Genomic DNA, 24,612 nt, shown 5'->3' with positions numbered 1-24,612 from the left:
GATTTTATGGGTTTCCCAAACCTTAGGTTAAAGCCTCCGCTCCCAAGGTTGAGAACCATCGGTTTAGGAAAACCTAATATCCGCCGGCCCTTAGCCGGTATCATGTCGGAGAAAATCCTGCACCAGAGGGAGTTCAGGTACCTGCTCCTGATAATTCTCCTGTCCTTCGGGATAAGCGCGGCCGTTCTCTCCCTGCTGGGCATGTCCTACTTCATACCGCAGTTCCTGACGCTGGCCCTGACGGACTCGGTGAACCCCTGCACCTTCGCGGTTTACACGCTCTTCCTCATCGCGCTCTCGGTGAAGGGAGTTGACAAGAAGAGGCTCTACATCGTCGGTCTCTCCTTCGTCGTCGCTGTTTACATCTCCTACTACACCCTCGGGCTGGGCCTAACGCTCATAGCCGGCAGAATTCCCCTGAGGTGGGCCGGCTACTTCGCAATAGCCTTTGGCCTCTACACGATTCTCACCGGCCTGGCCGAGCGTTCGAGGACCGGTGACAAAAGGGCCCTCCGCAGGAAGATGTTCTCGGCCGAGACAACGGTCATAGGGGCGCTCATACTCGGAATAAGCGTTTCAACAACCCTACTTCCGTGCTCCGCCGGACCCTACCTCGTCTACGCGGCCGTTATAGCCAGGGCCTCGACCGCGATGGTGTTCCTCCTCCTGGCTCTCTACAACCTCATATTCATCCTTCCCCTGCTCACGATACTGTTCGCGATGGGAAGCTTAAGGGAGAGCAAGGAGTTCTCGAGGGCCATGGTGAGGCACTCCGCCGAGCTCTCGGTTGTTGCCGGGCTTTTGCTCATCGCGATAGGCCTCTGGATCCTCGGTCTTTTCAGGCTTTAGGGCATCGAAAGATTTAAAAAGCTCCTCCGAAAGGTATAGGTCGAGCGCTCGGGCAGTGCCGGGGTAGCTTAGCCTGGTCAGAGCGCTCGGCTCATAGGGCCGCTCCCCTTCGGGGGAGCCTGAGAAACCGAGAGGTCCGGGGTTCAAAGCCCCGCCCCGGCACCATTCTAGCAAACTTCGCGCAGGCGAAGTTTGACCAAGGTTCGTAACTCTTTCTTGAGGTATCAATTGGGTTTAATTTCAGAGCGTTTAACCCCGAGAACATCTCTGACCCATAGTTGAACCAAAAGGCTTAACTGTTCCAGCTCGTCCTTTTCCTCATGAAGAGGCTCGGTCTCGCGCTCGTCCTGCTCCTCCTCGTGTTGTGGGGTATGCACACGAGAATCATCAAAAACCAGACCCCTACTCACACCGCTGCTCCTGCAGCCAATCAGTCCCTTTATTTCCTTGGAAAAGAGCCCATAATGGCTCAGCAGTACGAGAAGCTCCTCGGCGTTGGAATCGACGTTGATTGGATGAGCTTCGCGAGGGTTCACCGCTACTACTTCTACTGGCGCTCGAAAGGAGTTAACATACCGGAGTACTTCAAGAAAGCTGGCTTCTCCAACGTCCGGATAAGGGTGGAAGCTGACGTCGTGAACAACAGAACTGCTCTGATACAGCTCGGCGAGATAGTCAACGACACCCTCAGCGCTGGCCTTATTCCAATCATCACTTACACGGCACCGGAGCTGAGGAACGACCCGACGAGCGAGAAGGCCCAGGAGCACTTCGTCCTCTGGTGGAAGACCGTCGCCGAGTACTTTAGGGGGACCTCATACCTCCTCTCCTACGACCTCCTCATCGAGTCGAGCGGCCCGATAAAGAGCTATCCCGACGTTCTCAACAAGGTTTACGCCCAGACGATAGCCGAAATCAGAAAAATCGACCCCTACCGGCTCGTCTTCGTGACCCCGGCGCGAGTCTCAAGTCCCTTCTACCTCAAGTACCTCAACGTTACCAACGACGGCTACACCCTCGCCGAGTGGCACATATACGCGGGTGGCCCAAAGCACTGCACCTACAATATGACGCTCATAGAGAGCGCGATAAACGCTTCTCTTGCCTGGTCGAAAAAGACGGGAATTCCCACGTGGGTGGGTGCGTGGAGGCCATTCTGGTTTTCAAAGAAGGATAAAAGCGTTCAGTGCCCGATTCAGGCTGACGAGGATTTCGGAAAGGTCATGGCTTCGGCACTCTGGAGCGCCGGAATCCCCTACGACATCAACGCAGATACCTGGTTCTTCAACATTGAAAACCTCACGTGGTATCGGGACAGGCTCCCGGTTCTGAGGGCGGTTCTTCACCCCTCGTCCTCCACGTAGGGCGCGGTTATAACTTTTCTTATCTCCCTCGCCTTCTTTGGCCCTATCCCCTCGACCTCCTTGAGCTCCTCCTCGGTTGCCGTGAAGACCCGCTCGACGTTGCCAAAATGTTTGAGCAGGCGCTTGGCCAGCGTCGAGGAAACGTTTGGAAGGCCCTCAACGATTAGGCGCTGTCTCTCAGCTAAGGTTAGGGCCTTCTTCTCGCCCCTCAGCCTTACCTCCTTCTTCCGCTCCTCTTGCTCGCGTTTAGCTAAGAGGTAGATGAAGCTCGCCGTTTCCTCCTTTCCCGAGGAGAAGAGCACCGGAACACCCCAGTCAACGGTTACCGAGGCTATGGCTCCCCTAATCGCGTTGGGATGGACGTTCCTGATGCCGTAGAGCTCGCCCTCGATGATTATCACGGGCTTCTCGTAGGCCCTCTTGAGCCTCTCAACCTGGTCGAAGAGCCTGCCGTCTATTATTGACTGTATGAAGTCGTTGGCACTCTTCCTTTCTATTCCCACCTCCTCGCTGACGACGTAATCTGCCACATCAAGGGTTTTAACTTCAATCTCTGCCCCGAGCTCCTTCAGAATCTTCGGCACTCCGCTCCTCAGCTCGCGCGAGTCAACGTAGACGACTATCCCCTTCGGCTTCCTCACGAATATCGGCTTAACCGGGATTTCCCCGCTCTTGCTTTTCTCTTTTTTCTCATCTTGAACCTGCGGAGCTTTTGATTCGGCCTTTTTCTCCGGTTCTTTCTCCTTCTCACTCCCGGCCTTCTTGCTCCTGCCAACCTTTAGAAACGCGTCAAGGGATGTTATCTTACCCTTCCCCACCTCAACCCTCTCCCGGCCTTTGGATTCCCTCTCAAGGCTCTCCAATTCCCTCGCGACTTTCCTTATCGCCTCGAACATGCCCTTCTCCTTCCTCCGGGAGCTCCAGTAGTAGGCCTCGTCCCGCGTCCCCTTGGCCATGAGGATTACCACCTTTCCGGGCCTGTGCCTTCCGGTCCTGCCACGGCGCTGAATGCTCCTTATTGCTGAAGGCACGGGCTCGTAGAAGACGACCAAATCAACCTCGGGAACGTCCAGCCCCTCCTCGCCGACGCTCGTGGCAACTAAAACGTTGAACTCACCGCGCGAGAACCTATCCAGGACTTCCTTCTGCTCCCTCTGACTCATCCCCCTATCTCTTCCCCTGCTCGCCTGCCCTATGAAGCGCTCTGCCGAGATGCCCATCTCCTGGAGCTCCTCGACTATCTTCTTCCCAGTGTCGCGGTAGTTCGTGAAAACGATTATCTTCGAGTCCGGCTTTTTCTGGAGCTGTTTCCGGATAAGCTCCTTCAGCTTCTCCATCTTCGGGTGGTCGAGGCCAAGTTCTTTCGCCTGAACGAGGAGGTAAGTGACCTTCCTCATACGCGGGTCTTCCATGAGCTCTCTCCCAGACTTTGAGCGGTCCTCGCGGAGCTTCTTGAGGTAGCTCCTGAGGGCCGTTAGCCCCTGCGTCTCCAAAAGTTCAATCGCGTGGTGGAGCTTCATGGCCTTGGCCTGGTGCTTCTTGAGGTAGCCGATGGAGTAGTCGCCCTTGGCCATCGCCTGGTTTATCTTCGAGCCCGCCTGAAGGACCTCCCTCTTCGAGATGTCCGGTGAAGAGGAGCTCACGAGCCCGGCATCTGCGAGGGGCTTTAGGGAATCCTTGAGCATCTCGCGCAGGATTTTTCTTACATCTTTGTAGATTCCCGGCAGCTCAACTTTCACCCAGTCAAAGGCTATCCTCTGGACGTAGGGCTTGACGTCCGGCGAGTTCTCGGTTCTGATTTCTATGCGCTCTATCCCAAGGTTCCCAACTATCTCGCGAATCTTTTCCTCGTCACTCCCCGGCGATGCAGTTAATCCGAGGACGAGGGGATGTTTGGCGGTCTTAAGGTACTCCTTCGCTATGAAGACGTAGGCGTAGTTGCCAACGGCCCTGTGAGCCTCATCGACGACGAGCAGGACGACGTCCTCAAGCGAAATCCTGCCCGTTAGGAGGTCGTTTTCAATTGTTTGGGGCGTTGCGGTAATGACGACGCTCTTCCTCCAGAGTTCAGCGCGCTTATCCGGGGAAAGCTCACCCGTGAGGACGTTAATCTTCTCGGGCGGAAGGTTGAAGAGTTTTCTAAAGCTCTCGGCGTGTTGCATAGCCAGCGGTTTGGTTGGAGCTAAGAAGAGAACCTTTCCCCCGTACTTCGAGAGCCTGTAATCCGCTATGAGCATCGCTATGAGCGTCTTTCCTAAGCCAGTTGGCAGGACGACGAGGCAGTTCCGCTCCTTACAGCGGGCGTAGATGACCTCCTGGTAAACGCGGGGCTCGATTAAATCCCTTCTGAGATAGGACATGTTGAGCCCTTCGGCGGCCAACCATAAAAGCTTTCCGAGCAAGGTTAATATCCTCCGTGCCCTACTTCCCCTCGGTGAGGGGTGTGGAAAGAGTTGAGGTCTCACGTATTCTCCACAGAATAGAGGAAATAGAGAGACGCCTTGACGTGCTGGAAGAGGTTATCGAAGCCCTTATCCCCGAAGACGACGAGGAATTTCATGTTGATGATGCTGTGGAGGTTCGGGAGTATCGGCCAGGGGACTTTACCAGATGGGGTAAGGCGCGGGGGCTGATCAGGTAATGTGGAAAGTCCTCGTCTCTGAACGATTCTACAAAGACCTTGAAAAGGCCCTTAAGGGGCTGTCTGAGGAGGAAACACGCAATATTCTTCAAAAACTTGATGAGCTCGCTGAAGAGCTTCACATAACTCCGTATCCTGCCCATAAATTTGTCTTTTGGCGTTCTTTAGAAGGGATGAAAGCAGTTACAAAAGGATTTAAAAAGTCATGGCAGATTGGCTGCGTATGGGGCTCTTAACAGCGGCTCCGCAGTCGTTAGAAGGACGCTTGACCTCGAAATCCCCGCGAGGAGAAGGAGGTTGTTAACTGCCGGAACCGCTTTGAGGATGATCATCCCGATCACCACAAGCCTGAAAGCGGGGCTGAGCCTTTCCAGCCTGATCGAGACGACGATAACGCCGGCGCCGAGCGCGGTAAAGAGGGCGTAGCTGCCGAAGAAAAGAACCGGGTTCCTCAGTCTTTCGGCTATTATCCCGTTGGCTTCGACAAAGCCCATTCTAACACCGAACCACGTTGTGAGCGCGTCGATGAGCGCGAGGGCCACGAAGGCAAGCAGGTAAACTTTTCCCTTCATGGGTTCCTCTCAGGTTCTAAGACTTAAATACCTTTTTCACTAGTCAAAACCTGCATATGTACGTACCTGTGTAGGTGCATCCGTGACCTTCAAAGCTTTGGAGAGATTGCCTATGCTCCTGACGAGGCACGCCGAGGAAAGGCTCGTGAAGAGGCTGGCAAAGAGGAGAAAGCTTGAGCGGGTCTACTCGGAGCTCTGGTCGTTCCTCGACCGCTCGCGGAGGATCGAGGTCAACGAGCGCGTTGTAATCTTTACCGACGGAAGGAAGAGCCTCGTGTGTGCAAAACTCGAGTGCGAGAGGCTCCACCTCGATGAAATCCGGGAGCGCGTGAAGGGCTTAAATGGGACCTACCGCTGCGTCTTTCCTGATAAGAGGCTCGCGAGGGAAACGTCCCCAATCAAGTTCCTTTCCGAAATTCCGAACGGCATTTACTGCTTCTACCTCAACAGGGAAAAGCGGAGCCTCTACATCGGGAGAGAGGAGCCTTTACTCGCGATAACGCTGAGGCCCGCGAAGAGAGAGGAGAGAACACCGTCAGAAAACTTTATCGCTGGCGTTGAGAGTGCCCCTTCGGGTGAGAACGATGATGAGGGCAAAAAGCCTCGTTAAAGCCCGGGATAGAATCGTCCTGTGGAAGCTCAAGATAACGAGGGCCGCGAGCTACCTCAGCATAGCGAACAGCTTCATGATCCTCTTCGTGTTCGCCAAGGAGCTCTACTCAGTTCCCTGGATAGCCTCCAGGTTCAGCTTCCGGGAGTTCGTGGGAGTCACCTACACCCTCGCCGTCATCGGCTTCGTGCTCTTGGCCGAGCTCGACTGGCACTTCATGTTCAAGAGGGAGCAGAGCTACGCTCTAACCAGAAATCCCCTCCTCCCGGCTCAGTGCTTCATGATAGAGTACCTCCTCCAGAAGGCGATCGAAGAAGGAAGGATAAGCGAAAACAAGGCCAAAAAGGTTCTCTCTTCCCTCACGCTGGCCGGCTGCGATCTTGATCGAGTGGAAGAACAAGGATCTCCCCGAAGGGCTCCTCCTGAATGAGCTCTACCTTCCCCATGTTCGAGAGGAAGAGGAGGTAGAGGAAGGTCCTCGCCACTATCTTCGGGCTCGGATCGAAGACGAGGTCCCAGAACCTTATCGGCTTCCCTGTTTCGCGGTAGAGCTTCACCACTATGCCGTGCAGTCTGTGGACGTGCTTCTCAATGTCGACGCGGAAGTCATCAACCACAAAGACCTGCTCCTCTATGTTCTCCTTCTTCCGCTTCCTCGGCTTTCTTCTCTCCGCTTCCTCGAGTGCATCCATGAGGGCCTCTATGAGGTCGTCGAAGGTGTAATAGCGCTCCGATCTCCTTATCGGCGGTGCGAGGGGCTCAACCTCCACCCTGATCCTCTCTTCGCCTTTCTCCTCTTCCTCCTCTTCGTCCTCGCTCAGAAGGGCCTCGGTCTTCATCCTGACGAGGATTGAAGCCGCTAAAATGGCCCTCGCGGAAACCCTGAGGTCGAGCTCCCTCATCTCGCGCAGCATCTTTATGTACTTCTCGGTCAGGTCCACTATGTCTATGTTCCAGGGGTCGACTTTTCCCATTTTGACCAGCTGGAGCAGTATATCCACGGGAGTTATCTCGGTTTCAAACCTCGATTCCATCCTCAGCCCTCCATCCTAATCCAACCTCTCTCAAAGCGCTGGTATCTTCTCTTCGCCAGCTGAAATGCCTTCACGAGTTCCCGGAAGTAGTCCTCGTCTGCGTAAAGGATTATCCCGTCTTCCAGTGCATCCATGAGGAGGGGGTGTCCTTTTCTGAGCATTTTTAAAGCCTCAGAGGGAGTGTAAGCTTTGGGGTCGAGTGGTGCTTTTGTCCTGTCAAGGGAATAGAGCAGTTTGAGTCGTTCGTTTGGGTTTTTGGGCAGATTATCCGCGATTATGAGCAGGTCAACGTCGCTTCCAATTCCAAAGGTTCCCCTGGATATTGAGCCGTACAGGAGAATTAACTTTGGATTAATGGCCCTAACAACGTCCTGGACGTATCGCTGAATTTCCTCCCAGTATGGTATTTTCTCAGGATTTTTCAATCTTCTCATGTGCAATCCTCCTGATGAACTCTATTATCTCCCTAGCCGAATTTATTGCCTCTCTGGCGTCATTCTCGCCGTAGTACTCGTAAGGAGAACCCTCTATGTACGCATCCGGATATCTGGGGGGTATGTAATGCCTGTCAAGTAGCCTTGCCCTGTTGAACAGTTCGCTGGGAACCTCTATTTTTTGCGATAACACATCGAGGAGCTTTTTTATTGAGTGCCCGTAAGCCATCACGCCCATCCCGTAAAGAAGGGCCTTAACCGCGTATTCCCCTGCCTGCTGTGCTTTGAAGCACGCCCACGAGTAGAAGCCCGCCCTCATATCGTTCTCCGCACTCCTGAGTGTGTATTCAGCCTGGTCCATCCATCGTCTGTATTCCTCTTCATCAAACATCCTCAGCCCTCCAGATGGCCGAACATTTCCCTGTGCTCCTCGTCGCTCCTTCTCCTGGCCTCTTCGAGTATCTTCATGGCCTTCTCAAGGCTGAGCGACACGACCCTGCTTATTCCGTTCCTCATGCTGACGCCGATGATCTTGTCGGCGTTGGCCATCATGACGTCCCTCAGGGTTATGACTATGAACTGGCTCGACTGGGAGGATTCCTTGATAAGGTCCGCAACGCGCTTGACGTTCGCGTCGTCGAGGTGGGCGTCGATCTCGTCGAAGAGGTAGAACGGGGCCGGCTTGTAGCGCTGGATTGCGAAGACGAAAGCCAAGGCAGTTAAGGCCTTCTCGCCGCCGCTCATCGCCTCGATCCTCTTGACGTCCTTCCCAGCGGGCTTGGCCTCTATCTCCAGGCCCCCCGAGAACGGATCCTCCGGGTTCTCGAGTATGAGCCTCGCGCTCCCGCCCGGCGAGAGCTTGGCGAACAGCTCCGAGAAGTTCTTCGCTATTGCCTCCAGGGTTCTCATGAAAACCTCCCTCTTCTGCCCCTCGATCTCGGCTATGAACTCCTCTATGCTCTCCTTCTCCGCTAAAACCTGCTCGCGCTTGCTGCTAAGTTCGAGATAGCGCCTCTCCACGACCTCGAAGTCCTCGATGGCCTTCATGTTCACGGGCTCAAGGGAGCGTATCTCCTCCTCCATAGACTCGATCCTTTCCTTGAGCTCACCGAGCTTCTCAGGCTCCGGTATCTCGTCGGGCTTTATCGATCTGACCAGCTTTGGATCGTGGTGTTTGAGCTCCGCCCTCTTTTCCTCGAGCTCGGCCTCGTACTGCCCCATCTTTATTTTGAGGGTGTTGGCCTCTATCCTGAGCTCCTGAAGTTTGGAACTCAGCTCGTCCTTCTTCTCCCTCAGCTCGATTATCTCGTTCCTCAGCCTCTCGCGCCTCTCGCGGAGCTCCTTGAGTTCATCCTTCACGTTCTCCTCGGCCTTCTTGAGCTCCTCAAGCTCCGCCTCAAACTTCTTTATCGCCTCCTCGTTCTCCTTTATGTTGGCCTGGAGCGCGTTTATCCTGTTGATCAAGCCCTCGATTTCCTCCTCGAGGTCGGCCTTCCTCGGGAGCAGTTCCTCGTTTATCCTGCTCTCAAGACTCTCAAGCTTGCTCTCGACCCTGCTGAGCTCCTCCTTGAGCTTTGCGATCTGTCCCTCAACTTCCCTTATCTTCGCGTTGAGCTCCCTCGCCTCAGGGTTCTCCAGGGCCCTCTTGAGCTTCTCCCTCTTCCTCTCAAGTCTCTCGATCCTCCCGCGGAGCTTCGCGATCTCGCCCCTGTACTCCTCTATCTTGGCCTCTAGTTTCTTTATCGTCTCCTCTGCAGTTTCTATCTCCTCTTTCAGCGCCCTGTCCTCCGCGAGGAGTCTTTCCATCTCCCTCTGCGCGACCTGGAGGTCCTTTGAGAGCTCGCTCTTCCTCATGCGGAGCTCGAAGAGTTCATTTCTGAGGCCGTTTACCTCGACCTTCAGGGAATTAACCTCCGCTTCAAGGGCTTCCTTCTCGCGCTCGAGCCTCTCGACCTTCGCCCTGATCTCGTCGACGTTGACCCCGAGCCTGCCCCTCGGCCTGTAGTGGCCGCCTGTTATTGCCCCGCTCCTCTCGAGCAGCTCGCCGCCAAGGGTCACCATTCTGACCTTCCCTATGCCGACGCTCCTCGCTTCGTCCATGTCCTCGACGATGAGGGTATCTCCGAGGGCGTAAGCGACGGCGTTCCTGAAGCGCGGGTCGTAGCTCACGACGTCCATAGCCGGGATTCCGAGGGATGGCTTCTCACGCATAGAGCGGGGCTTTATCTTGTTGAGCGGGAGGAAGGTTAACCTTCCGAGTTTTTTCTCCTTGAGGAGCTTTATCGCCTTCTCCGCGACCCTGTCGTCCTCAACAACCACGTTGTCGTAGTTCCCGCCGAGGGCCACCTCAACCGCCAGGGCGTATCTCCCGTCTTTAACCGTTATCAGCTCGCCGAGCGTGCCGTAAAGGCCGGGAATGTTGCTCTTCTTCAGGAACTCGACGGCGCGATTGCCGCGGACTTCCCTCTGGGCTTCGGCCTTTATGAGCTCCTCCCTTGCCTTTGCCAGCTCTGGATCGAGCTTTTTGAGCTTCGCGGTCTTCTCTTCCAGCTCTTTCTCGGCCTTTCTTATCCTCGCCTCGATCCGTGACATCTTCCCGTCGATGTTCGAAAGTTCGGAGCGCTTTTCGTCTATCTCCGACTTGAGCTTCGCTATGGATTCCCTGAGCGCGTTTCTCCGGAGGTTTGCCCGCGTTATCAGCGACCTCTGCCTCTCTATTTCCTCTCGGAACTTTTCGACCTCCGCTTCCCTGGTGTACATCTCCTTCTTTGCCTCTTCCAGCTCGCCGACAACCTTATCAAACTCCTCCCTCGCGACGGCGTAGCTCCTGTCGATTTCCCCGAGCCTGACGACGAGGCTGTTCCTCACGGTTTCCTTCTCCTTGATCTCGGCGAGGAGCTTCTCCCTTCTCTTTTTCCACCGGACTATCGCGTTTTTGCTCTTCTCTATCTCCTCTGAGACCTTCCTGAGCTCTTCCTTTGCCTTTGAGAGTCTCCTCTGGTCTTCCTCTATCTCACGGCGGGCGTTCTCTATGTTTCTCCTGGCCATTTCGATCCTCGATTTGACCTCGCTTATCTTCCGAGTGACCTCGAGGATTCCGTCCTCGCTCTTCTCCTCCAGCTCGCGCTCGACCTCGTTGAGTTCCCTTTCCCTGGCTATGATCTCCTTCACGAGGGCCTTTAGCTCCGCCTCAACCTTCCCTATCTCCTCCTCAATGCCGGAATCCCTGTTCCTGCTCTCCTCGAGCAGAAGTTCGAGCCTCTTGATCTCTCCGAGAAGCAGGGCCACCCTCGCGCGCTCCACCTTCTCCTTAAGGTCGAGGTACCGGAGGGCGTCGTTTCTCTCCTTCTCCAGCTTGTCGAGCTGTTTCTTTACCTCCTTGATCAGAAGATCAACCCTGGCGAGGTTTTCCTCCGCCTTCTTGAGCTCTTCGAGCGCCTTCTCCTTTTTTGCATCGTACTCGGCTATTCCAGATATCTCGTCTATGATCAGCCTTCTCTCCGTCGCGCTCATCTTGATGAACTTCGTTATGTCGCCCTGCAGGACGAGGTTGTAGCCTTCGGGTGAGATCATGGCCGCGCTCAGGAGATCGAGTATCTCGCTTCTCGTGGCCCTCTTGCCGTTCAGCCAGTACGTGCTCCTGCCGTCGGGGTAAACCCTCCTCTTTATCACGACCTCGTCCTCGTCGATTGGAAAGCCCCTGTCCTCGTTGTTGAAATACATCGCAACCTCCGCGTACTTGGCCGGTGGTTCTGCCTTGTTCCCGGCGAAAATGAGGTCGCTTATCCTCGTCGCCCTCATCGCTTTGGCGGATAGGCCTCCGAGAACGAACAGAACAGCATCGCCGATGTTGCTCTTTCCAGAACCGTTGGCACCGACGATGGCGGTGAAGCCCTTGGAGAGCGGAACGACAACCTTCCTGTTACCGTAAGATTTGAAGCCCTTCATTTCAATCTTCTCTATGTACGGCATACTCGACACCTAAAGGCCAAATGGTGCGACATCTTATATAAGTTTGGCCGCTCCGGGTTATAACCCCGGGGAATATCGCGGGCTTCCGGAGATTACCATCGCGAATGAAAAAGGTTTTATAGGCCTTCTTCCCTAGAATAAAACGGTGATGGCTATGCAAATTCTTGAAGTTGACATCAAACTCCCCTACCGTGAGAGGGGGAGCGTGTTAAGCCGTCTGCTCTCCAGAGTTTCCGGCAGGATAAGGGATATACACTTCCTTCCCCCTGACGCCACAGGTATGTCGGAGGTTAGGCTGGAGCTCGTTGGAGGCAGGGAGCTCGTTCAGGAGCTCAAAGGAATAGTAAAGAACGGAAAGCTTTCGTTTAGAGTGCTCTCGGAGGCCTGATTCTTTTTACATTGCGCTCAGCGCCACCCAGACGAGGAACATCGTTCCTATGACGTCGCTGAGGGTTGTAACGACCGGAATCGCCACGTTGTCCGGGTCCCAGTTGTACCTGTCGGCAAGTACTGCCACGACGAGCCCGATGAGCATCGCCACGAGGATTATCGCCGGGAAGCCGAGTACAAACTGCCAGAGAATTCTCGCGGGCCTGTGGATGTAATGGACCACAACCCACATCGAGATTAGGTTCGTCAGGTAGCCGATTATCGGCGCGAGGATTAGGAGCGAGAGGAAATCGTAGAGCGTTTCCCTGCTCTTGACGGCCTCGACTCCTTCAAGGTGAATCTTGGTTGAGACCTTCGCCGCTATTATCGAGCCGAAGTTGCCCATGCTGTCGTTCACGCTCGGCCACATGACGCTGACTATTATCACGGCGTTGATTATCCTGTCGTACGTTACAAGCAGTCCTCCGGTCAGGGTCTCTATCAGGGCCATCGCGCCTATTATCGCCGCAAGCTCCCCAAAGGCCCTCCTGTGCTCTCCTTTAAACTTCGCCTTTAGCGCGAGAACGAGGAGCAGGGCGAGCATCGTGAAGGACAGGGCGTAAAAGACCCCCTCATGGCGGAGGTATAGCAGGGCGAAGTAAACCATCGTCGGCATCGTTATCAGATCGGCGACGGAGCTTATCAGCGGCGCGGCGATTAAATCGGGATCGTAGCCCTTCTTGAAGGGGATTATCGTGATCAGGGCCGTGCCGTAGCCGAGGATAACGCCTATGAAGATTGCGGAGGCAACGACCATCAGGAGGACTATCGCGTCTTGAACGAGATTGTGGACGAGGAAAAGCCCAACGACCCAGAGCACGACGAGCGGGATCTTGCTGCTGAGGATCGCCATGACGATCTGGGTCGTGACTTCCGGATCGCGGATGCCGTCTATGAGCCCCAGGTACAGCTTGGTCGTGAAGCGAGAAGCCAAAGCCGAGAAGATGTTGCCCCTCAAATCCATGAGGCCGGGCATTATGAAGACCAGAATCGGGAAGTAGCTCATTATCGTGTCCCAGTTCTTGCCGAGAACCGCACCGCCGACGAAGTCAAATATCAGGCACAGGAACAGGGCCGGAAACGACAGCAGAAGCGCGTCCCTGAGCTTGCCCCTGAACGTTCCCGAGGTGCCCACTGCGCTCTTTATTACCGTCATCGTCCTCACCTCTGGTTGCGTTCATTCCCATCACCCCTTGTTCCGCTGAACAACCGCCGCTTTAGGCTGGCCTAAAGTTTATAAAAAAGTTGTGGTTCGAGAGCTGGGGCAAAAACTCATCCTTTGATTCCCGAGTTGAGCTCCTCGAGCTTTGCCCTTGCCCTTTCAATCGAGCCGGCCTTCTCTATCGCCGTTCCGGTAACGATGATGTTGGCCCCCGCTTCAACCGCTCTCCTCGCCTGCTCGGCATTTCTTATGCCACCGCCGACGATGAGGGGAACGTCTATGACCTTCCTAACGAGGGCAATCATCTCCGGCGGGACCGGCTGTGGCGCACCGCTACCCGCTTCGAGGTAAACGAGGCGCATGCCAAGGTACTGGCCGGCCAAAGCGTAAGCGGCGGCAATCTTCGGCTTGTGCCTCGGTATCGGCTTCGCATCTCCAACCCAGCCGACGGTTTCACCGGGCTCGACTATTAGATAGGCCATCGGAATCGGCTCTATTCCGTAGCGCTTGACGGTGAAGGCTCCCAAAGCCTGGGAGCCGGTTATGAAGAAGGGGTTCCTCGAGTTGAGCAGACTCATGAAAAATATCGCGTCGGCGTACCTGCTTATCCCGCCGTGCGAGCCCGGGAAGAGAATTACCGGCAGACTGGATGATTCCTTTATCGCCTTAACGACGCTGTCGAGAACGTCTCCCTCGGCCCCGGTCGAGCCCCCGACCATTATCGCGTCAACGCCAATGCTTTCGCTCATCTCCGCTATCTTTCCCGCCGTTTCCGGCGAAACGTCGTCCGGGTCGAGGAGAACGAAGTGGAGCTTCTCCTTCTTCAGCTTCTCGTGAATGTAGCGCTCAACTTTGCCTATTTCCAACATGCTCACACCCCCAAGAATTCCTTAATCATATTGTCATCGGTAGATTCATCAATGAGAAGACAAGGAACGTTTAAATCCTTTGAATGCGAACAAAGGGGTTTATCACGTGTTATCAGACTGTATCCTTTCATTAGTGTTAGGGCAAGGAAATAAGTATCGAATCCAGAAGGCGCAACTAATGAAGCAGTTTCCTTGGCGATTCCATAGATTTCCTCCTCGGACACTACCTCAAATGATGCCTCGACGGCGTTTCCAAGCCTGATGGCGAGACTTGTATCCCCGCTTATCCTTTTTACAACGCTTATGACTTCAACAACTGCCACTCGGGGGATTGCGACGTTTTTCCCTTTCACCAAGTCGAGTATCAATCTGCATTTTCTGAGCACCGCTTGTTTGTTTCTAATCTGGGGGTAGTTCCTTTCGTAAAAGAACGCTCCGACTATGACGTTAGTGTCAATAACGAACCCTCTTTCGTCCCCTGACATCTTCGAGCACTTCCTCGACGTTTGCATCAACGGGAATTCCCTCAATCTCTTCAAGCAAATCCCATATCGTCTCACCGACGATTACCTTGACCCTCGCTCCCTTCGGGAGGTTTACCTTTTTTAGGGGCCTGAATGTCTCGCCGTCGTAGACGGCCTCGATGACTGTCATATCACCACCGTATTTTCCCTATGTCGTCTTCGCTTTTAACGATTTTCCAGCCCAGTCCGAGCTTATCGAGGATTCTCGTTAGGACTTCGTCCGGCTCGTTCTCAAAGCGGTAGAGGTTCGTGCTCACTCTGACGTCGCTGGCCCCGAAGCCCGGAACCGGCTCACCGAAGCGAGAAACCTCGCGCGAGAGTTCCTCCTCCAGCTTCACCTCGCTCGGGATGAGGTAGGCCCTGAGAAGCCCGGCCTCTTTGAGGAGGTAATCAATGTGCCAGTGTAGCCTTTTCTCCCGCCGGAAGTGCCTCGCGACGCGCTTTTCGAGGGAGTTCATGGCCGAGCCCACGTAAACGTAGTAACCCGGCTTGAGCTCGAAGGTTTTTCCTTTGGTGCGGATCCTTCTCCCTTCCTCGAGCCTGATAACGAGGAAGTACGAACCCTTCATGCCCCAGGCTTCCACTGAGGGTTTATAAACTTCGGGCTCGATATCGGGTTAGGTGTAAGCTATGGGGGAACGCAGGGAGAGAAGGAAACCAGTTGACGACTTCGCCTGGCAGGAGTACGACAAAGACGAGTTCAGGGAGATGTTTCCTGCCCTCGCGAGGGAGCTTGAGGAAGGGGAGGGCCTGGGGATAGACGCCTACCGCAGCTCCGCTGAGGAGGGTGAAGAGCTGGCCGAACCGAGGAACTTCGCCGGCTACAATCCAACCGTGATAGACTTCCTCCGGAGATGCGAGACCGACGAAGAGGCTTTGGAGATAATCAACTGGATGGAGAGCAGGGGCGAGATAACGCCAGAGATCGCGAAAGAACTGAGGATAACGCTGGCGAAGAAAGGAGTGAGAGCCTTCGGGCCGAAGAAGGAGTGGGGCTGGTACGAGAGGCACGGAAGGGGATGAGACTTCCATCGAAAGGTTAATATCTCCCTTTTACAACATGGTTTGGTGGTCTCCATGACGTTCAACCCGGTTCTTGAGGCGGAGAGGATTAGAGACCTCATAATCTCCTGGAGACGGGACTTCCACATGTGGCCGGAGCTCAAGTACGAGGAGGAGAGGACATCAAAGATCGTCGAGGAGCACCTCAGGGAGTGGGGCTACCGGATCAAGCGCGTCGGGACGGGGGTTATAGCGGACATCGGGGAGGGAGAAAAAACCATCGCCCTTCGCGCGGACATGGACGCTCTGCCGATCCAGGAGGAAAACGACGTTCCGTACAGATCGAGGGTTCAGGGAAAGATGCACGCCTGCGGCCACGACGCCCACACGGCAATGCTCCTTGGGGCAGGCAAAATAATCGCGGAGCACGTTGAGGAGTTCAGCGGCAGGGTAAGGCTCATCTTCCAGCCGGCGGAGGAAGGCGGAAACGGAGCGCTCAAGATGATAGAAGGCGGAGCGCTCGAAGGCGTCGATGCGATCTTCGGCTTCCACGTCTGGATGGACCTCCCAAGCGGTGTGATAGGCATCAGGGACGGCCCGTTCCTGGCCGGCGCGGGCATCTTCAGCGGAAGGCTCACTGGAAAAGGGGGTCACGGCGCGGCACCCCATGAGGCCAAGGACCCCGTGCCCGCTCTAGCCGAGCTGATCCTCGCCTACCAGACGATAGTCAGCAGGAACGTCGATCCAATCGAGACTGGCGTCGTGAGCGTTACCTCTGTCCACGCGGGAACCGCCTTCAACATCATCCCCGAGAGGGCCGAGTTCAAGGGCACCTTCCGGTTTTTCAAGCAGGAGGTTGGCGACCTGATAAAGAGAAGGATGGACGAGATCGCCAAGGGAATCGCCATCGCCCACAACATCCAGTACGAGCTCAGCATAGACGAACTCACCCCCCCAACCGTCAACGATCCCGAGATGGCCGGATTCGCCCGTAAAGTAGCTGAGAAGTACGGGCTGAGGTACGACGAAGTTCCGCCCACCATGGGCGCCGAGGACTTCTCCTTCTACCTTCAGAGGGTTCCGGGGGCGTTCTTGGCTCTGGGAATAAGGAACGAGGAGAAGGGCATCGTTTACCCGCACCACCACCCGCGCTTTGACGTGGACGAGGACGTTCTCCACATCGGCACGGCTATGGAGGTTGCCCTCGCGAGGGAGTTCCTCAGGTGAGTTCCTTCGCGAGCATCTCTATTTTTCCCACGGTCCTCATGCCAGCGCTCTCCATGTTTTCCGGGAGCACGGTTAGGGCCCTCTCAAAGCCCAGCAGTTTTGCCCTTCCGAGAACCGGCCTTAGATCCTCAACCCGGCCCCAGAGGAAGAGGGCAACGCCGTCCCGTCCCGGCAGGTTTCGTAGGGCGTAGAATGAGTTCCCGGCCCTTCCGCTTTCGATGGTGTAGTGAATTCCGGCGATTTCGTCCCTGAAAGCCGAAAACCATACGCTGTACGAACTCTGAAAGCGCCCTGCCGCGAGTTCAAGGCCCTTAATCGCCTCCCATTCGAGGTTCATTCGTTTAACGCTCCCCTCACCCCCGGTGGGAACCCACGCCACTTTGCCCGAGAAAACCCTCTTCCCGAACCCCAGCTTCTCGTAGAAAGGTTCTGCCTCCTTCTCCGGCTGGACGGTCAGCATCTCTGCTCCCCGCTCCCTCGCGACGTCCTCAGCAAACTCCACGAGCGCCCGCCCGATACCTTTTCGCCTGTACTCGGAATGAACCTCTATAACGTCAACGTGTCCTATCCTCCGGATCTCGCCGTTAACGGGCTCCTCGGAGAACAGCACTTCGATTTCACCCACTATCCTGCCCTCCAGCTCCGCAACGGCCACGAGCTGGTCATCGAGGAGGAGGTTGTTGAGGTGAATAGCCAGGGTTTCAACGGCCATCCAGGGGCCGCCCTGAACGTACCGCTCGTAAAGGCTGCCGCTGACCTCTTCTCCGGCGGTATGGAGTCCAACTATTCCCCCGACGTCATCAAGGGTCGCGAAGCGGATCCTCATCCCCCTCACCGAGGTAGCCGAACTTCCTGAGGATGTGGACTATCGCCTCCGCGCCGCCGTCACCGTAGGGCTTCTCAGTTACGTAGTCGGCCTTCCTCTTGAGGCTCTCCGGGGCCTGGGCAATGGCTACGCGGTACCCGACGACGCGGAAGGCATCGAGGTCGTTCTCCCCGTCCCCCACGTGGGCAACTTCGTCCGGCTTTATCCCGAGGTACTCGCAGGCCTTCTCTATACCAGTCCCCTTGTTGATCCAGGGCTTCTTAATGTGGATCGCAAAGCCCGAATCGACCGCGACCAGGTTGAGCCCGAGCTCCTTTATAATCTCCCTCACCGCCTCCACGGGAACAGTTCTCATAACCACGAGTCCAGCTTTCCTCTCCATCGTCGAGTAGCTCAGCCTCGCCTCCGGATAGCGCCTCTTGAGCTCGCTCCAAAGGATCCACTCCTCGTCCATGTCCGTTAAAAAAACGCGCTCCCTCATCGTTCCCTCTCCTTTCAGCGAGAGAGCCCCTCCGTCCTCCGCTATAACCGGCCCGCTCGTCCCTATGAAAACCGCCGCCGCCTCGGCGAACGGAACCGAATTGCCCGTTACAAGCATAACCGGAACGCCGAGCTTTTCCGCAAGCCGTATCGCCTTTAAAGCCTCGACGCTCAGAGTCCTGTCTCGATAGGTTATCGTGCCGTCTATATCGAGCGAGATCGCCTTTATCATCTCCTCCACCGGTGGGGGTGAGGGGTCTCGGTTTTTAACGTTAACCCGCGAACGCCCTGAACTCCCGCGATCTCGTCTTTATCCTGTAGGCCCTCAGCCTTCCCTCAAGGAAAAGCCTTATCGCCTCAAGCGTCTTCTCCTTCTTCAAGAGCTCGTTTCTGGCCTCTTCGACGCTCATCTCCTTAAAGCGCACCTTAAAACCGGGCCTCAGCTGGGCAAGGCGGTGCAGATATGCACTCGCAACGACGCCAATCCTCGCGTAACCGCCGGTGGTCTGAGCATCCTTCATCATCACGATTGGCTTTCCATTGGCAGGAACCTGAACCGTTCCGGGAACGAGCGGGCCGGTGATTATCCCAGCTCCCTTTTCAGAGTGCTCTATAACCTTTCCATCGAGGCGGTAGCCCATCCTGTCCGATTCCGGCGTTACGGTGTATGCCTCGCTTAGGAAAGTCCGCACGCCCTCTTCTGTGAAATGGTCCAAATCCGGGCCGAGAACGACGCCGACGGTTATCTCCACCGCCGAGTAGTCTGGTCTCAGCCCCTCTGGAAGTCTGCGCCCCTCTCTGCCCGTCAGTATCGCGTAGCCGAAGTTCAGCTTGTCGCCTGTTTTTAAAGGCCGCCCTAAACCCGCTTTGGCGTAGGTCGAGCAACTGCCCAGGAGCCCCTCGCACTTTATCCCACCGGCGAAGGCGATGTAGCCGTAGAGACCGCTCCTCAGCGTTCCGACTTCGAGGATGTCTCCCCTCTTCGCCCAGTAGCTTGCCCAGGGCTCGATGGGAACGCCGTTGAGTCTAACCTCAACGTCGCCGGCAACGGCGAAAACGGCAGAGGAATTGAATCTCAGCGTTGGTCCCATTAGGAGGAACTCCAAAAGCGGGGCATCGCCGGAGTTTCCGACGAGGTAATTGGCTATCCTCGCGGAGAAATCGTCCATATAACCGGAAACCGGGACGCCGAGCTTTCGGTAGCCCCTCCTGCCGGAGTCCTGAACCGTCAGCAAAGACGGGACTTTGAGGAGTTCAATCATTTCCGCGCCCCCATTCAGCTCTGTACAGCTCCTCGAACTCCTCTTCGTCAATCGGCACGAACTTTACCCTGTCGCCGGGCTGAAGGAGCGTCGGCGGTTCCTTCGATGGGTTGAAGAGCCTCAGCGGAGTTCTGCCGATGAGCCTCCAGCCACCGGGGCTTTCGAGGGGGTAAATCCCGGTCTGCTTTCCGGCTATTCCAACGGAGCCGGCGGGAACCTTCAGTCTGGGCTTCTCAAGGCGCGGCGTCGCTATGCGCTCGTCCATTCCACCCAGATAGGCGAAGCCGGGCAGAAAGCCGAGGAAGTAGACGCGGTAAACCGGTTTCGAGTGAATTTCAATGACCTCCTCGGGAGTCAGGCCGTTGTATTCCGCTACGAACTCCAAATCCGGGCCGTACTCACCGCCGTAGAGAACCGGAATCTCAACGAGCTTCCCCTCGAACTTCTCAGCCGAGAACTCAAGCCCCTGGATTGCCCGCTTGACCCCTTCGAAGTCTATGAGCTTGGGGTCATAGATTACAGCGAGGGAAGAGTAGGCCGGAACGACTTCGATGAGCCACTCGAAGTTGGCTTTTTCTATCGCCCCAGCGAGGGCGTGAACGCGGTCGTTTGTTTCTTCGTCGATTACCTCCCCGAAGGAGACGAGTAACGCCGAGTCGCCGAGGGGTTTGAGGTTCATGGTCTCACCTGTACGGCGGTTTGATTACTGGAAGCTCTTCAACCTTCCCGAAGTGTTTCAGGTTGCCGGTTACAACGGTTAGGCCGTGGATTATTGCAGTTGCCGAGATAATTGCGTCTCCCAGATGAAGGCCGTAGTCTCTCCGAACTTCCCCTGCGAGAACGGCTATTTCGTTATCAACAGGGATTACTTCAAAGTGCCTCAGGAGTTTAAGGACTTTTTCTCTCTTAATGGGGTCTTTTGTGTCCCTGCCGGAGAAAAGCTCGGCGACGGTTATTACGGAGACCGCAAGTCCTTCCCCGGCCAGTTCCGTTAGGTATTGCTTTGCCTCATTGACTCCCCTCAGCACGTCTATCAGGACATCAGTGTCCACCAGATACATTCCTGTCCCACTCTTCGCGAAGTTTTCTGACGTCAATGTCCTCTTCAAAGATTCCAAATGCATCCTCCAAGTCCCTCAGGAACTCGTCAATTACAATTAGCTTCACTCTCCTTTTATCTGGAATGTTAGGCTTTTTGGTTGGCCTGAAAACCCCGTTTTCGTAAACGGCATCTATAACTTCCATTTTTCTCCCCCAGTTTGTTATACTCGTTAAGCGTGATAAACCTAACGGATGAACTCTTTCATCGGCACTATCTTAACTCCTTCCCTCTCGAGGACCTCTCTGATGTGCCTCGCTATCTCAACCGCCTTCGGGTTGTCGCCGTGGACACAGATTGTATCAGCTTTAAGCTCAATCCACTCGCCGTTGATGGCCCTAACCCCGCCGTCCTTGACCATCGAGATAACGCGCTCCGCTATCTCCTCCTTGTCGTGGATAACCGCTCCGGGCTTCGAGCGCGGGACGAGCGTTCCGTCGGGGTTGTAGGCCCTGTCAGCGAAGACCTCGTGGGCAACCTTAACGCCCATCTCCTCGGCTATCTGGGCGGGCCTTGAACCGGAGAGGGTTACAAAAATTAGCTTTTTATCGAAGTCAGCGATTCCTTCAATCACAGCCCTCGCGAGTTCCTCCTCCTTAACGAGGGCGTTGTAAAGTGCTCCGTGCGGTTTGACGTGCTGAAGTTCGAGACCTTCAGCTTTAGTGAACGCGTAGAGTGCCCCAATCTGGTAGAGGATGTAGTTGCGAGCTTCTTCCGGCGTGAGCTTCATGTACCTCCTCCCGAAGCCCATCAAATCGGGATAGCCCGGGTGCGCACCGACTTCAACTCCCTTCTCCTTCGCGAGCCTGACGGTCTTTCTCATAACCAGCGGGTCGCCGGCGTGCCAGCCGGTGGCGACGTTGGCGCTCGTGATGTAGTTCATGACCTCCTCGTCGAGGCCCAGCTTGTATCGGCCAAAGCTCTCCCCGAGGTCGGAGTTCAAATCGACCCTCATGCTCCCACCGGCCTCATTTCGACGGAAATCTAAAAAAGGCTTTCCCAGAGTTTGAACTATGCAGGTAATAGACGCGGCAATCTTCATTCAGGGGATAGATGTTGAAGGCTTCACGACGCCGAAGGTCGTTGAAGAGGTTAAAGACCCGGAGTCAAGGCTCTTCCTTGAAGGTCTGATAAGCGCGGGAAAGGTTAGGGTGCTCGTTCCATCGAAAGAAAGCATTGAAGCCGTTAAGGAAGCTGCAAGAAGGACCGGGGAACTGGAAGAGCTCAGCGAGGCCGACGTTGAGGTCCTCGCGCTGGCGTACGAGCTTAAAGCCACAATTCTCACCGATGACTACAACCTCCAGAATATAGCCAAAACCCTCGGGATTTCCTTCAAGACCCTCAAGCGCGGGATAAAGCGGGTAATCCGCTGGAACTACGTCTGCATCGGCTGTGGGAAGCGCTTTTCTGAGATGCCCCCTGAAGGTATCTGCCCCGACTGCGGGAGTCCGGTTAGACTCATACCGAGGAAAAAGAGGAGGCGTCAGAGGCGCAGGTAGGGAATCACCTCGTCGTAGACCTCGCTCCAGTCAACTACGCTGACCCTTCTCCTGACACCTTTCTCAATCAGCTCCAGAATCTCGTTCACGACCTCTTCCGGCGTCTTTCCGGTAGTGTCGACCTCTACGACGTTCTCGTTCTCCTCAAGGGCCTCGACGAGAATGACATCGACGAGCTCGGCCTCGACGTTTTCCCCAACCTTCTCCCGCGAATAACCCCTCTCGGTTAACCTCTCGCCGATTAGCCTCGGGTGAGCCCTGAGCACAACCACGAGGTCGGCGTTGAGGAAGTGGCTGAGATGCCCGTCAACGACGACGTTTTTTCCCTTAAAGTCCCGCTCGAAGTTGTAGGCCAGCTCGTCAACCTCGACTTCAAGCTCATCGCCCTTCATCTCGCCGATGCCCTTTTCCATCGCGTAGTCCCTCAGGCTGACGTACTCATAGCCGAGCTTTTGAGCCAAAAGCTTCGAAACCGTCGTCTTTCCGACCCCGGGCGTTCCGGTTACCGCGATTATCATGCCACCACCCTCTAAGCTTTCACCTTAAGCTTTTAAAAACCCAGCCCGGAGTTTCGAGTATGTACGAGTTCACCGAGGATTTCAAGCTCAGGCGAATCACCAAGTACGAGCTGGACGGCGTCGATGAGCGGGACGATTTGGTGGTCATTCCTCCATCGAGCAGGGCTGGCCCGTGCGGGAGCTACTGCCTCTTCTGCTACCTCCGGCAGAATCCACCGGAGATGATTTACCGCGTTTCCTTCCACGACACCCTGAACGACCCCGAGCTTGAGGGGAGGATTGCCTACGTGAGCGAGCACTATCCCGAGCTGTGGATTCGGGTTACAGATACAGCTGGAAACGTCGGACTCGACGAGAAACGGATTGAGAGCCTCTGGAAAGCCGGCCTTGACGAGATGCAGATTTCAGTTCATACCACCAAGAAGGAAAAGAGGATTGCCCTCATGAGAAGCCCGCTCGCCGGCAAACTTATAGACCTCCTTCCCCTTGTGGCCCGGACCTTTAGGGTAATAGCGGACATAATCCTCACTCCGGGCTACAACGTCGACGACATCGGGGAGATAATAGAGGATTTGGCCTCGATGGGCGTTGCCGAGGTCAGGCTCTTCCCAGTCGGCGTGACGAGATACAACCGGGACGTTAGGCCCTTAACGAGGGACGAACTAATCTTCGTCAAAGAAACTGCCCTCGATGTCGGGAGAGAGACCGGGATAAAGGTCGTGATTCCGCCGATTTTCAAGGCCCTCCTCGGCGAGTTCCGGCTCGATGTTGGCCCCTTTGAAATCGAGCCGGAGATGCCGACCTACATACTGACCGGCGAGCTGGCCTATCCAGAGCTGAGGCGAATCTTCCCGAGGATTCCCGTCGTGGCGGTTAAAAACGAGTTCTTCGGAGGGAACATAGGGACGGCGGGCCTGCTCACGGGCAGGGACGTTCTCAGAACCGTTGAAAAGCTTCCAGAGGTCGACCTCGGTCTGCTTCTTCTGCCGGAGCTGATGTTCTACGGCGACAGAACACTGGACGGCTTCACGCGAGAGGAGCTCGTTTCGAGAATCCTCGTGGAGAAGGGATACATCGTCGAGAGCGCCCTCGAACCGGGTGAGATACCAAAAATATTGGAGAAGGCGGGGGCGGTTTAGCTGTAGACGTCTACCACTATTCTGTCGGGGTTGCTGAGGGTGAAGGAGTTGTAGGGCAGGTAGGGCGTGTTGAGCACGAGCACGATGAAGACGTAGCCGTTGCTTTCGGTCGCGTAGATGTAGGGAACGCTTGGGGAGCCCGTGTAGATGTACTGCCAGCCGTTGTAGGTGTTCCAGCCGAGGTCCGCGAGCTTTGCGCCGTCGAGCTGGATCACGAGGTGGTAGCCGTAGGAGTACGAGGTGTAGTAGACGTGATAGCTCACGGATTTGCTCAGGTCGAGGACGACGCGGAAGTAGCCGTCGTGCTGGGCGAACCTTATGCCCGTAACGGTCGGAACCGGGTCGTGGACCGGAACGCCGAAGTAGCGCTGGACGCCGTGCAGAATGGCGTAGGCGTACTTCCACTGGTAGTTCTCGTCGGTGATGATGCTCACATCGTAGGTGTTGGTGACGAAGCCAGTTTCGATGAGTATCGCCGGCATCTTGGTGTATTTAATGACGTAAAAGCCCGCCTCCTTGACGCCCCTGTTCTTCAGCGGGATCTCCTTGGCTATCTCCTCGTCAACGTAGGTCGCGAGAAGGTTGCCCCTGGTCGAGCCGTAGTAGTGGTAGACCTCGAATCCGCTCGCCGAGCTCGGCCCGGCGTTGGCGTGTATGCTGATGAAGATGTCGCAGCCGGCGGAGTTGGCTATCTGAACCCTGCCCGAGAGGGTAACGAAGTAGTCGCCGTCCCTTGTCAGGACGACCTTTGCACCGTCCTCCTCGAGGAGCTTGGCAACCTTGAGGGCTATCGCGAGGTTTATGTCCTTCTCCTGAACGCCGTTTGCAACCGCTCCAGGATCGGTTCCGCCGTGGCCGGCATCGACGCAGATTGTATAGCCGCTGAGGTCGCTCTGGACCGCTCCAACACTGGGGACGTTGCCAACGGGCACGAAGGCCAGAAAGACAAGGAGTATTATTAGAGCGCTTATTCTTCTCATGGTGCACACCTCCGGCTGTTAATGTAAAGAAACGAACGCCGAATTTATAAGTTTTTCCAGAAGTTGCGGTTTGTCCAACGCCCCGGACCGGCTCGGCGCTCATAGGGTATATCATCGCCT

31 protein-coding genes and 1 tRNA gene are annotated in these 24,612 nt (G+C 55.7%); 12 read left to right on the top strand and 20 right to left on the bottom strand.

Annotation, left to right across the window (positions count from 1 at the left end):
- The first annotated feature begins 102 nt into the window (after positions 1 to 102).
- The 3 genes from TAM4_RS03345 to TAM4_RS03335 all read left to right on the top strand — a co-directional run bounded on the left by TAM4_RS03345 (position 103) and on the right by TAM4_RS03335 (position 2,213).
- Positions 103 to 849, top strand: coding sequence for a cytochrome c biogenesis CcdA family protein (locus TAM4_RS03345; protein WP_014121828.1), 747 nt, complete (start codon positions 103 to 105; stop codon positions 847 to 849).
- Positions 850 to 906: 57 nt separating this feature from the next.
- Positions 907 to 1,014 (top strand) — tRNA-Met (locus tag TAM4_RS03340).
- Positions 1,015 to 1,169: 155 nt separating this feature from the next.
- On the top strand, positions 1,170 to 2,213 hold the full coding sequence (locus tag TAM4_RS03335) for a glycoside hydrolase family 5 protein (protein ID WP_014121827.1): 1,044 nt from the start codon (positions 1,170 to 1,172) through the stop codon (positions 2,211 to 2,213).
- Here the strand turns inward: TAM4_RS03335 and TAM4_RS03330 are convergent.
- Positions 2,192 to 4,573 (bottom strand): DEAD/DEAH box helicase, encoded by a 2,382-nt coding sequence (locus TAM4_RS03330; protein WP_048150858.1) that lies wholly within the window; start codon positions 4,571 to 4,573, stop codon positions 2,192 to 2,194. The two genes, TAM4_RS03335 and TAM4_RS03330, sit on opposite strands and share 22 nt — an antisense overlap.
- An 83-nt stretch (positions 4,574 to 4,656) precedes the next feature.
- Here TAM4_RS03330 and TAM4_RS03325 point away from each other — a divergent pair, with 83 nt between their 5' ends.
- Entirely contained in the window at positions 4,657 to 4,854 is a 198-nt protein-coding gene (locus TAM4_RS03325) for a hypothetical protein (RefSeq protein WP_014121825.1), read from the top strand.
- Complete coding sequence (locus TAM4_RS03320) at positions 4,854 to 5,090, top strand: type II toxin-antitoxin system RelE/ParE family toxin (RefSeq protein WP_048149845.1); 237 nt, start codon at positions 4,854 to 4,856, stop codon at positions 5,088 to 5,090. Before TAM4_RS03325 ends, TAM4_RS03320 begins: the two co-directional genes overlap by 1 nt.
- On the opposite strand, the gene TAM4_RS03315 is transcribed toward TAM4_RS03320, so the two are convergent.
- Positions 5,058 to 5,426: a DUF5658 family protein gene (locus tag TAM4_RS03315; protein ID WP_014121824.1), complete on the bottom strand. Its 369-nt coding sequence runs from the start codon at positions 5,424 to 5,426 to the stop codon at positions 5,058 to 5,060. The genes TAM4_RS03320 and TAM4_RS03315 overlap by 33 nt on opposite strands.
- Positions 5,427 to 5,508: 82 nt before the next feature.
- Between TAM4_RS03315 and TAM4_RS03310 the strand changes: the two genes are divergently transcribed.
- Positions 5,509 to 6,036 carry a hypothetical protein gene (locus TAM4_RS03310; protein WP_371136995.1) on the top strand — a complete coding sequence of 176 codons (528 nt, stop codon included), beginning with the start codon at positions 5,509 to 5,511 and terminating at the stop codon, positions 6,034 to 6,036.
- Entirely contained in the window at positions 6,011 to 6,466 is a 456-nt protein-coding gene (locus TAM4_RS03305; protein ID WP_237702121.1) for a hypothetical protein, read from the top strand. Before TAM4_RS03310 ends, TAM4_RS03305 begins: the two co-directional genes overlap by 26 nt.
- Here TAM4_RS03305 and TAM4_RS03300 read toward each other — a convergent pair.
- Genes TAM4_RS03300 through smc form a run of 4 tightly spaced genes read right to left on the bottom strand, consistent with a single transcriptional unit; the run spans position 6,396 to position 11,476 of the window.
- Positions 6,396 to 7,070: a ScpA family protein gene (locus TAM4_RS03300; protein WP_014121822.1), complete on the bottom strand. Its 675-nt coding sequence runs from the start codon at positions 7,068 to 7,070 to the stop codon at positions 6,396 to 6,398. The genes TAM4_RS03305 and TAM4_RS03300 overlap by 71 nt on opposite strands.
- Positions 7,071 to 7,072: 2 nt before the next feature.
- Positions 7,073 to 7,504, bottom strand: a complete 432-nt coding sequence (locus TAM4_RS03295) for a nucleotidyltransferase domain-containing protein (RefSeq protein WP_014121821.1) — start codon at positions 7,502 to 7,504, stop codon at positions 7,073 to 7,075.
- Positions 7,482 to 7,895, bottom strand: coding sequence for a HEPN domain-containing protein (locus tag TAM4_RS03290; protein WP_048149841.1), 414 nt, complete (start codon positions 7,893 to 7,895; stop codon positions 7,482 to 7,484). Before TAM4_RS03290 ends, TAM4_RS03295 begins: the two co-directional genes overlap by 23 nt.
- Before the next feature lie 2 nt (positions 7,896 to 7,897).
- On the bottom strand, positions 7,898 to 11,476 hold the full coding sequence (smc, locus tag TAM4_RS03285) for a chromosome segregation protein SMC (RefSeq protein WP_014121819.1): 3,579 nt from the start codon (positions 11,474 to 11,476) through the stop codon (positions 7,898 to 7,900).
- A 154-nt stretch (positions 11,477 to 11,630) separates the two neighbouring features.
- Here smc and TAM4_RS03280 point away from each other — a divergent pair, with 154 nt between their 5' ends.
- On the top strand, positions 11,631 to 11,864 hold the full coding sequence (locus TAM4_RS03280) for a hypothetical protein (protein ID WP_014121818.1): 234 nt from the start codon (positions 11,631 to 11,633) through the stop codon (positions 11,862 to 11,864).
- 6 nt (positions 11,865 to 11,870) lie between these two features.
- Here TAM4_RS03280 and TAM4_RS03275 read toward each other — a convergent pair whose 3' ends face one another.
- The 5 genes from TAM4_RS03275 to TAM4_RS03255 all read right to left on the bottom strand — a co-directional run bounded on the left by TAM4_RS03275 (position 11,871) and on the right by TAM4_RS03255 (position 15,029).
- Entirely contained in the window at positions 11,871 to 13,061 is a 1,191-nt protein-coding gene (locus TAM4_RS03275; RefSeq protein WP_014121817.1) for a magnesium transporter, read from the bottom strand.
- 116 nt (positions 13,062 to 13,177) lie between these two features.
- The gene (locus TAM4_RS03270) at positions 13,178 to 13,936 is read right to left on the bottom strand and encodes a geranylgeranylglyceryl/heptaprenylglyceryl phosphate synthase (protein ID WP_014121816.1); all 759 of its coding nucleotides are present in this window, start codon (positions 13,934 to 13,936) and stop codon (positions 13,178 to 13,180) included.
- Between the two features lie 2 nt (positions 13,937 to 13,938).
- Positions 13,939 to 14,421, bottom strand: a complete 483-nt coding sequence (locus TAM4_RS03265) for a PIN domain-containing protein (RefSeq protein ID WP_048149838.1) — start codon at positions 14,419 to 14,421, stop codon at positions 13,939 to 13,941.
- A complete protein-coding gene (locus TAM4_RS03260) occupies positions 14,390 to 14,590 on the bottom strand; it encodes an antitoxin family protein (RefSeq protein WP_014121815.1) in 201 nt (66 codons plus the stop codon). The genes TAM4_RS03265 and TAM4_RS03260 overlap by 32 nt, the downstream gene beginning before the upstream one ends.
- A 1-nt stretch (position 14,591) precedes the next feature.
- Complete coding sequence (locus tag TAM4_RS03255; RefSeq protein ID WP_014121814.1) at positions 14,592 to 15,029, bottom strand: DUF123 domain-containing protein; 438 nt, start codon at positions 15,027 to 15,029, stop codon at positions 14,592 to 14,594.
- A 61-nt stretch (positions 15,030 to 15,090) separates the two neighbouring features.
- Here TAM4_RS03255 and TAM4_RS03250 point away from each other — a divergent pair, with 61 nt between their 5' ends.
- Positions 15,091 to 15,483, top strand: coding sequence for a DUF2095 family protein (locus TAM4_RS03250; protein ID WP_014121813.1), 393 nt, complete (start codon positions 15,091 to 15,093; stop codon positions 15,481 to 15,483).
- Between the two features lie 54 nt (positions 15,484 to 15,537).
- Positions 15,538 to 16,689: a M20 family metallopeptidase gene (locus tag TAM4_RS03245; RefSeq protein ID WP_014121812.1), complete on the top strand. Its 1,152-nt coding sequence runs from the start codon at positions 15,538 to 15,540 to the stop codon at positions 16,687 to 16,689.
- Here the strand turns inward: TAM4_RS03245 and TAM4_RS03240 are convergent.
- Genes TAM4_RS03240 through TAM4_RS03210 form a run of 7 tightly spaced genes read right to left on the bottom strand, consistent with a single transcriptional unit; the run spans position 16,682 to position 21,311 of the window.
- Entirely contained in the window at positions 16,682 to 17,515 is an 834-nt protein-coding gene (locus tag TAM4_RS03240; RefSeq protein ID WP_014121811.1) for a GNAT family N-acetyltransferase, read from the bottom strand. The two genes, TAM4_RS03245 and TAM4_RS03240, sit on opposite strands and share 8 nt — an antisense overlap.
- Entirely contained in the window at positions 17,490 to 18,227 is a 738-nt protein-coding gene (locus tag TAM4_RS03235; protein WP_014121810.1) for a phosphoglycolate phosphatase, read from the bottom strand. Before TAM4_RS03235 ends, TAM4_RS03240 begins: the two co-directional genes overlap by 26 nt.
- A 40-nt stretch (positions 18,228 to 18,267) precedes the next feature.
- A complete protein-coding gene (locus TAM4_RS03230) occupies positions 18,268 to 19,257 on the bottom strand; it encodes a biotin-dependent carboxyltransferase family protein (RefSeq protein WP_014121809.1) in 990 nt (329 codons plus the stop codon).
- The gene (gene pxpB, locus TAM4_RS03225) at positions 19,250 to 19,936 is read right to left on the bottom strand and encodes a 5-oxoprolinase subunit PxpB (RefSeq protein ID WP_014121808.1); all 687 of its coding nucleotides are present in this window, start codon (positions 19,934 to 19,936) and stop codon (positions 19,250 to 19,252) included. The genes TAM4_RS03230 and pxpB overlap by 8 nt, the downstream gene beginning before the upstream one ends.
- Before the next feature lie 4 nt (positions 19,937 to 19,940).
- Positions 19,941 to 20,318, bottom strand: a complete 378-nt coding sequence (locus TAM4_RS03220) for a type II toxin-antitoxin system VapC family toxin (RefSeq protein ID WP_014121807.1) — start codon at positions 20,316 to 20,318, stop codon at positions 19,941 to 19,943.
- Complete coding sequence (locus TAM4_RS03215) at positions 20,299 to 20,502, bottom strand: antitoxin family protein (RefSeq protein WP_014121806.1); 204 nt, start codon at positions 20,500 to 20,502, stop codon at positions 20,299 to 20,301. Before TAM4_RS03215 ends, TAM4_RS03220 begins: the two co-directional genes overlap by 20 nt.
- 41 nt (positions 20,503 to 20,543) lie before the next feature.
- Positions 20,544 to 21,311 (bottom strand): LamB/YcsF family protein, encoded by a 768-nt coding sequence (locus TAM4_RS03210; protein ID WP_014121805.1) that lies wholly within the window; start codon positions 21,309 to 21,311, stop codon positions 20,544 to 20,546.
- 58 nt (positions 21,312 to 21,369) lie between these two features.
- On the opposite strand from TAM4_RS03210, the gene TAM4_RS03205 reads away from it, so the two are divergent.
- Complete coding sequence (locus TAM4_RS03205) at positions 21,370 to 21,855, top strand: type II toxin-antitoxin system VapC family toxin (RefSeq protein ID WP_014121804.1); 486 nt, start codon at positions 21,370 to 21,372, stop codon at positions 21,853 to 21,855.
- Here TAM4_RS03205 and TAM4_RS03200 read toward each other — a convergent pair.
- Entirely contained in the window at positions 21,840 to 22,373 is a 534-nt protein-coding gene (locus TAM4_RS03200; protein WP_014121803.1) for an adenylate kinase family protein, read from the bottom strand. The genes TAM4_RS03205 and TAM4_RS03200 overlap by 16 nt on opposite strands.
- 59 nt (positions 22,374 to 22,432) lie before the next feature.
- Between TAM4_RS03200 and TAM4_RS03195 the strand changes: the two genes are divergently transcribed.
- A complete protein-coding gene (locus TAM4_RS03195; RefSeq protein ID WP_014121802.1) occupies positions 22,433 to 23,512 on the top strand; it encodes a DUF512 domain-containing protein in 1,080 nt (359 codons plus the stop codon).
- Here TAM4_RS03195 and TAM4_RS03190 read toward each other — a convergent pair.
- Positions 23,509 to 24,492: an N-acetylmuramoyl-L-alanine amidase gene (locus TAM4_RS03190; protein ID WP_014121801.1), complete on the bottom strand. Its 984-nt coding sequence runs from the start codon at positions 24,490 to 24,492 to the stop codon at positions 23,509 to 23,511. The genes TAM4_RS03195 and TAM4_RS03190 overlap by 4 nt on opposite strands.
- Between the last annotated feature and the right edge of the window lie 120 nt (positions 24,493 to 24,612).

Source organism: Thermococcus sp. AM4 (assembly GCF_000151205.2).
Taxonomy (GTDB): Archaea; Methanobacteriota_B; Thermococci; order Thermococcales; family Thermococcaceae; genus Thermococcus.
Note: the sequence above shows the minus strand (reverse complement) of the source record. Positions and strands in the feature narration are given on the sequence as shown.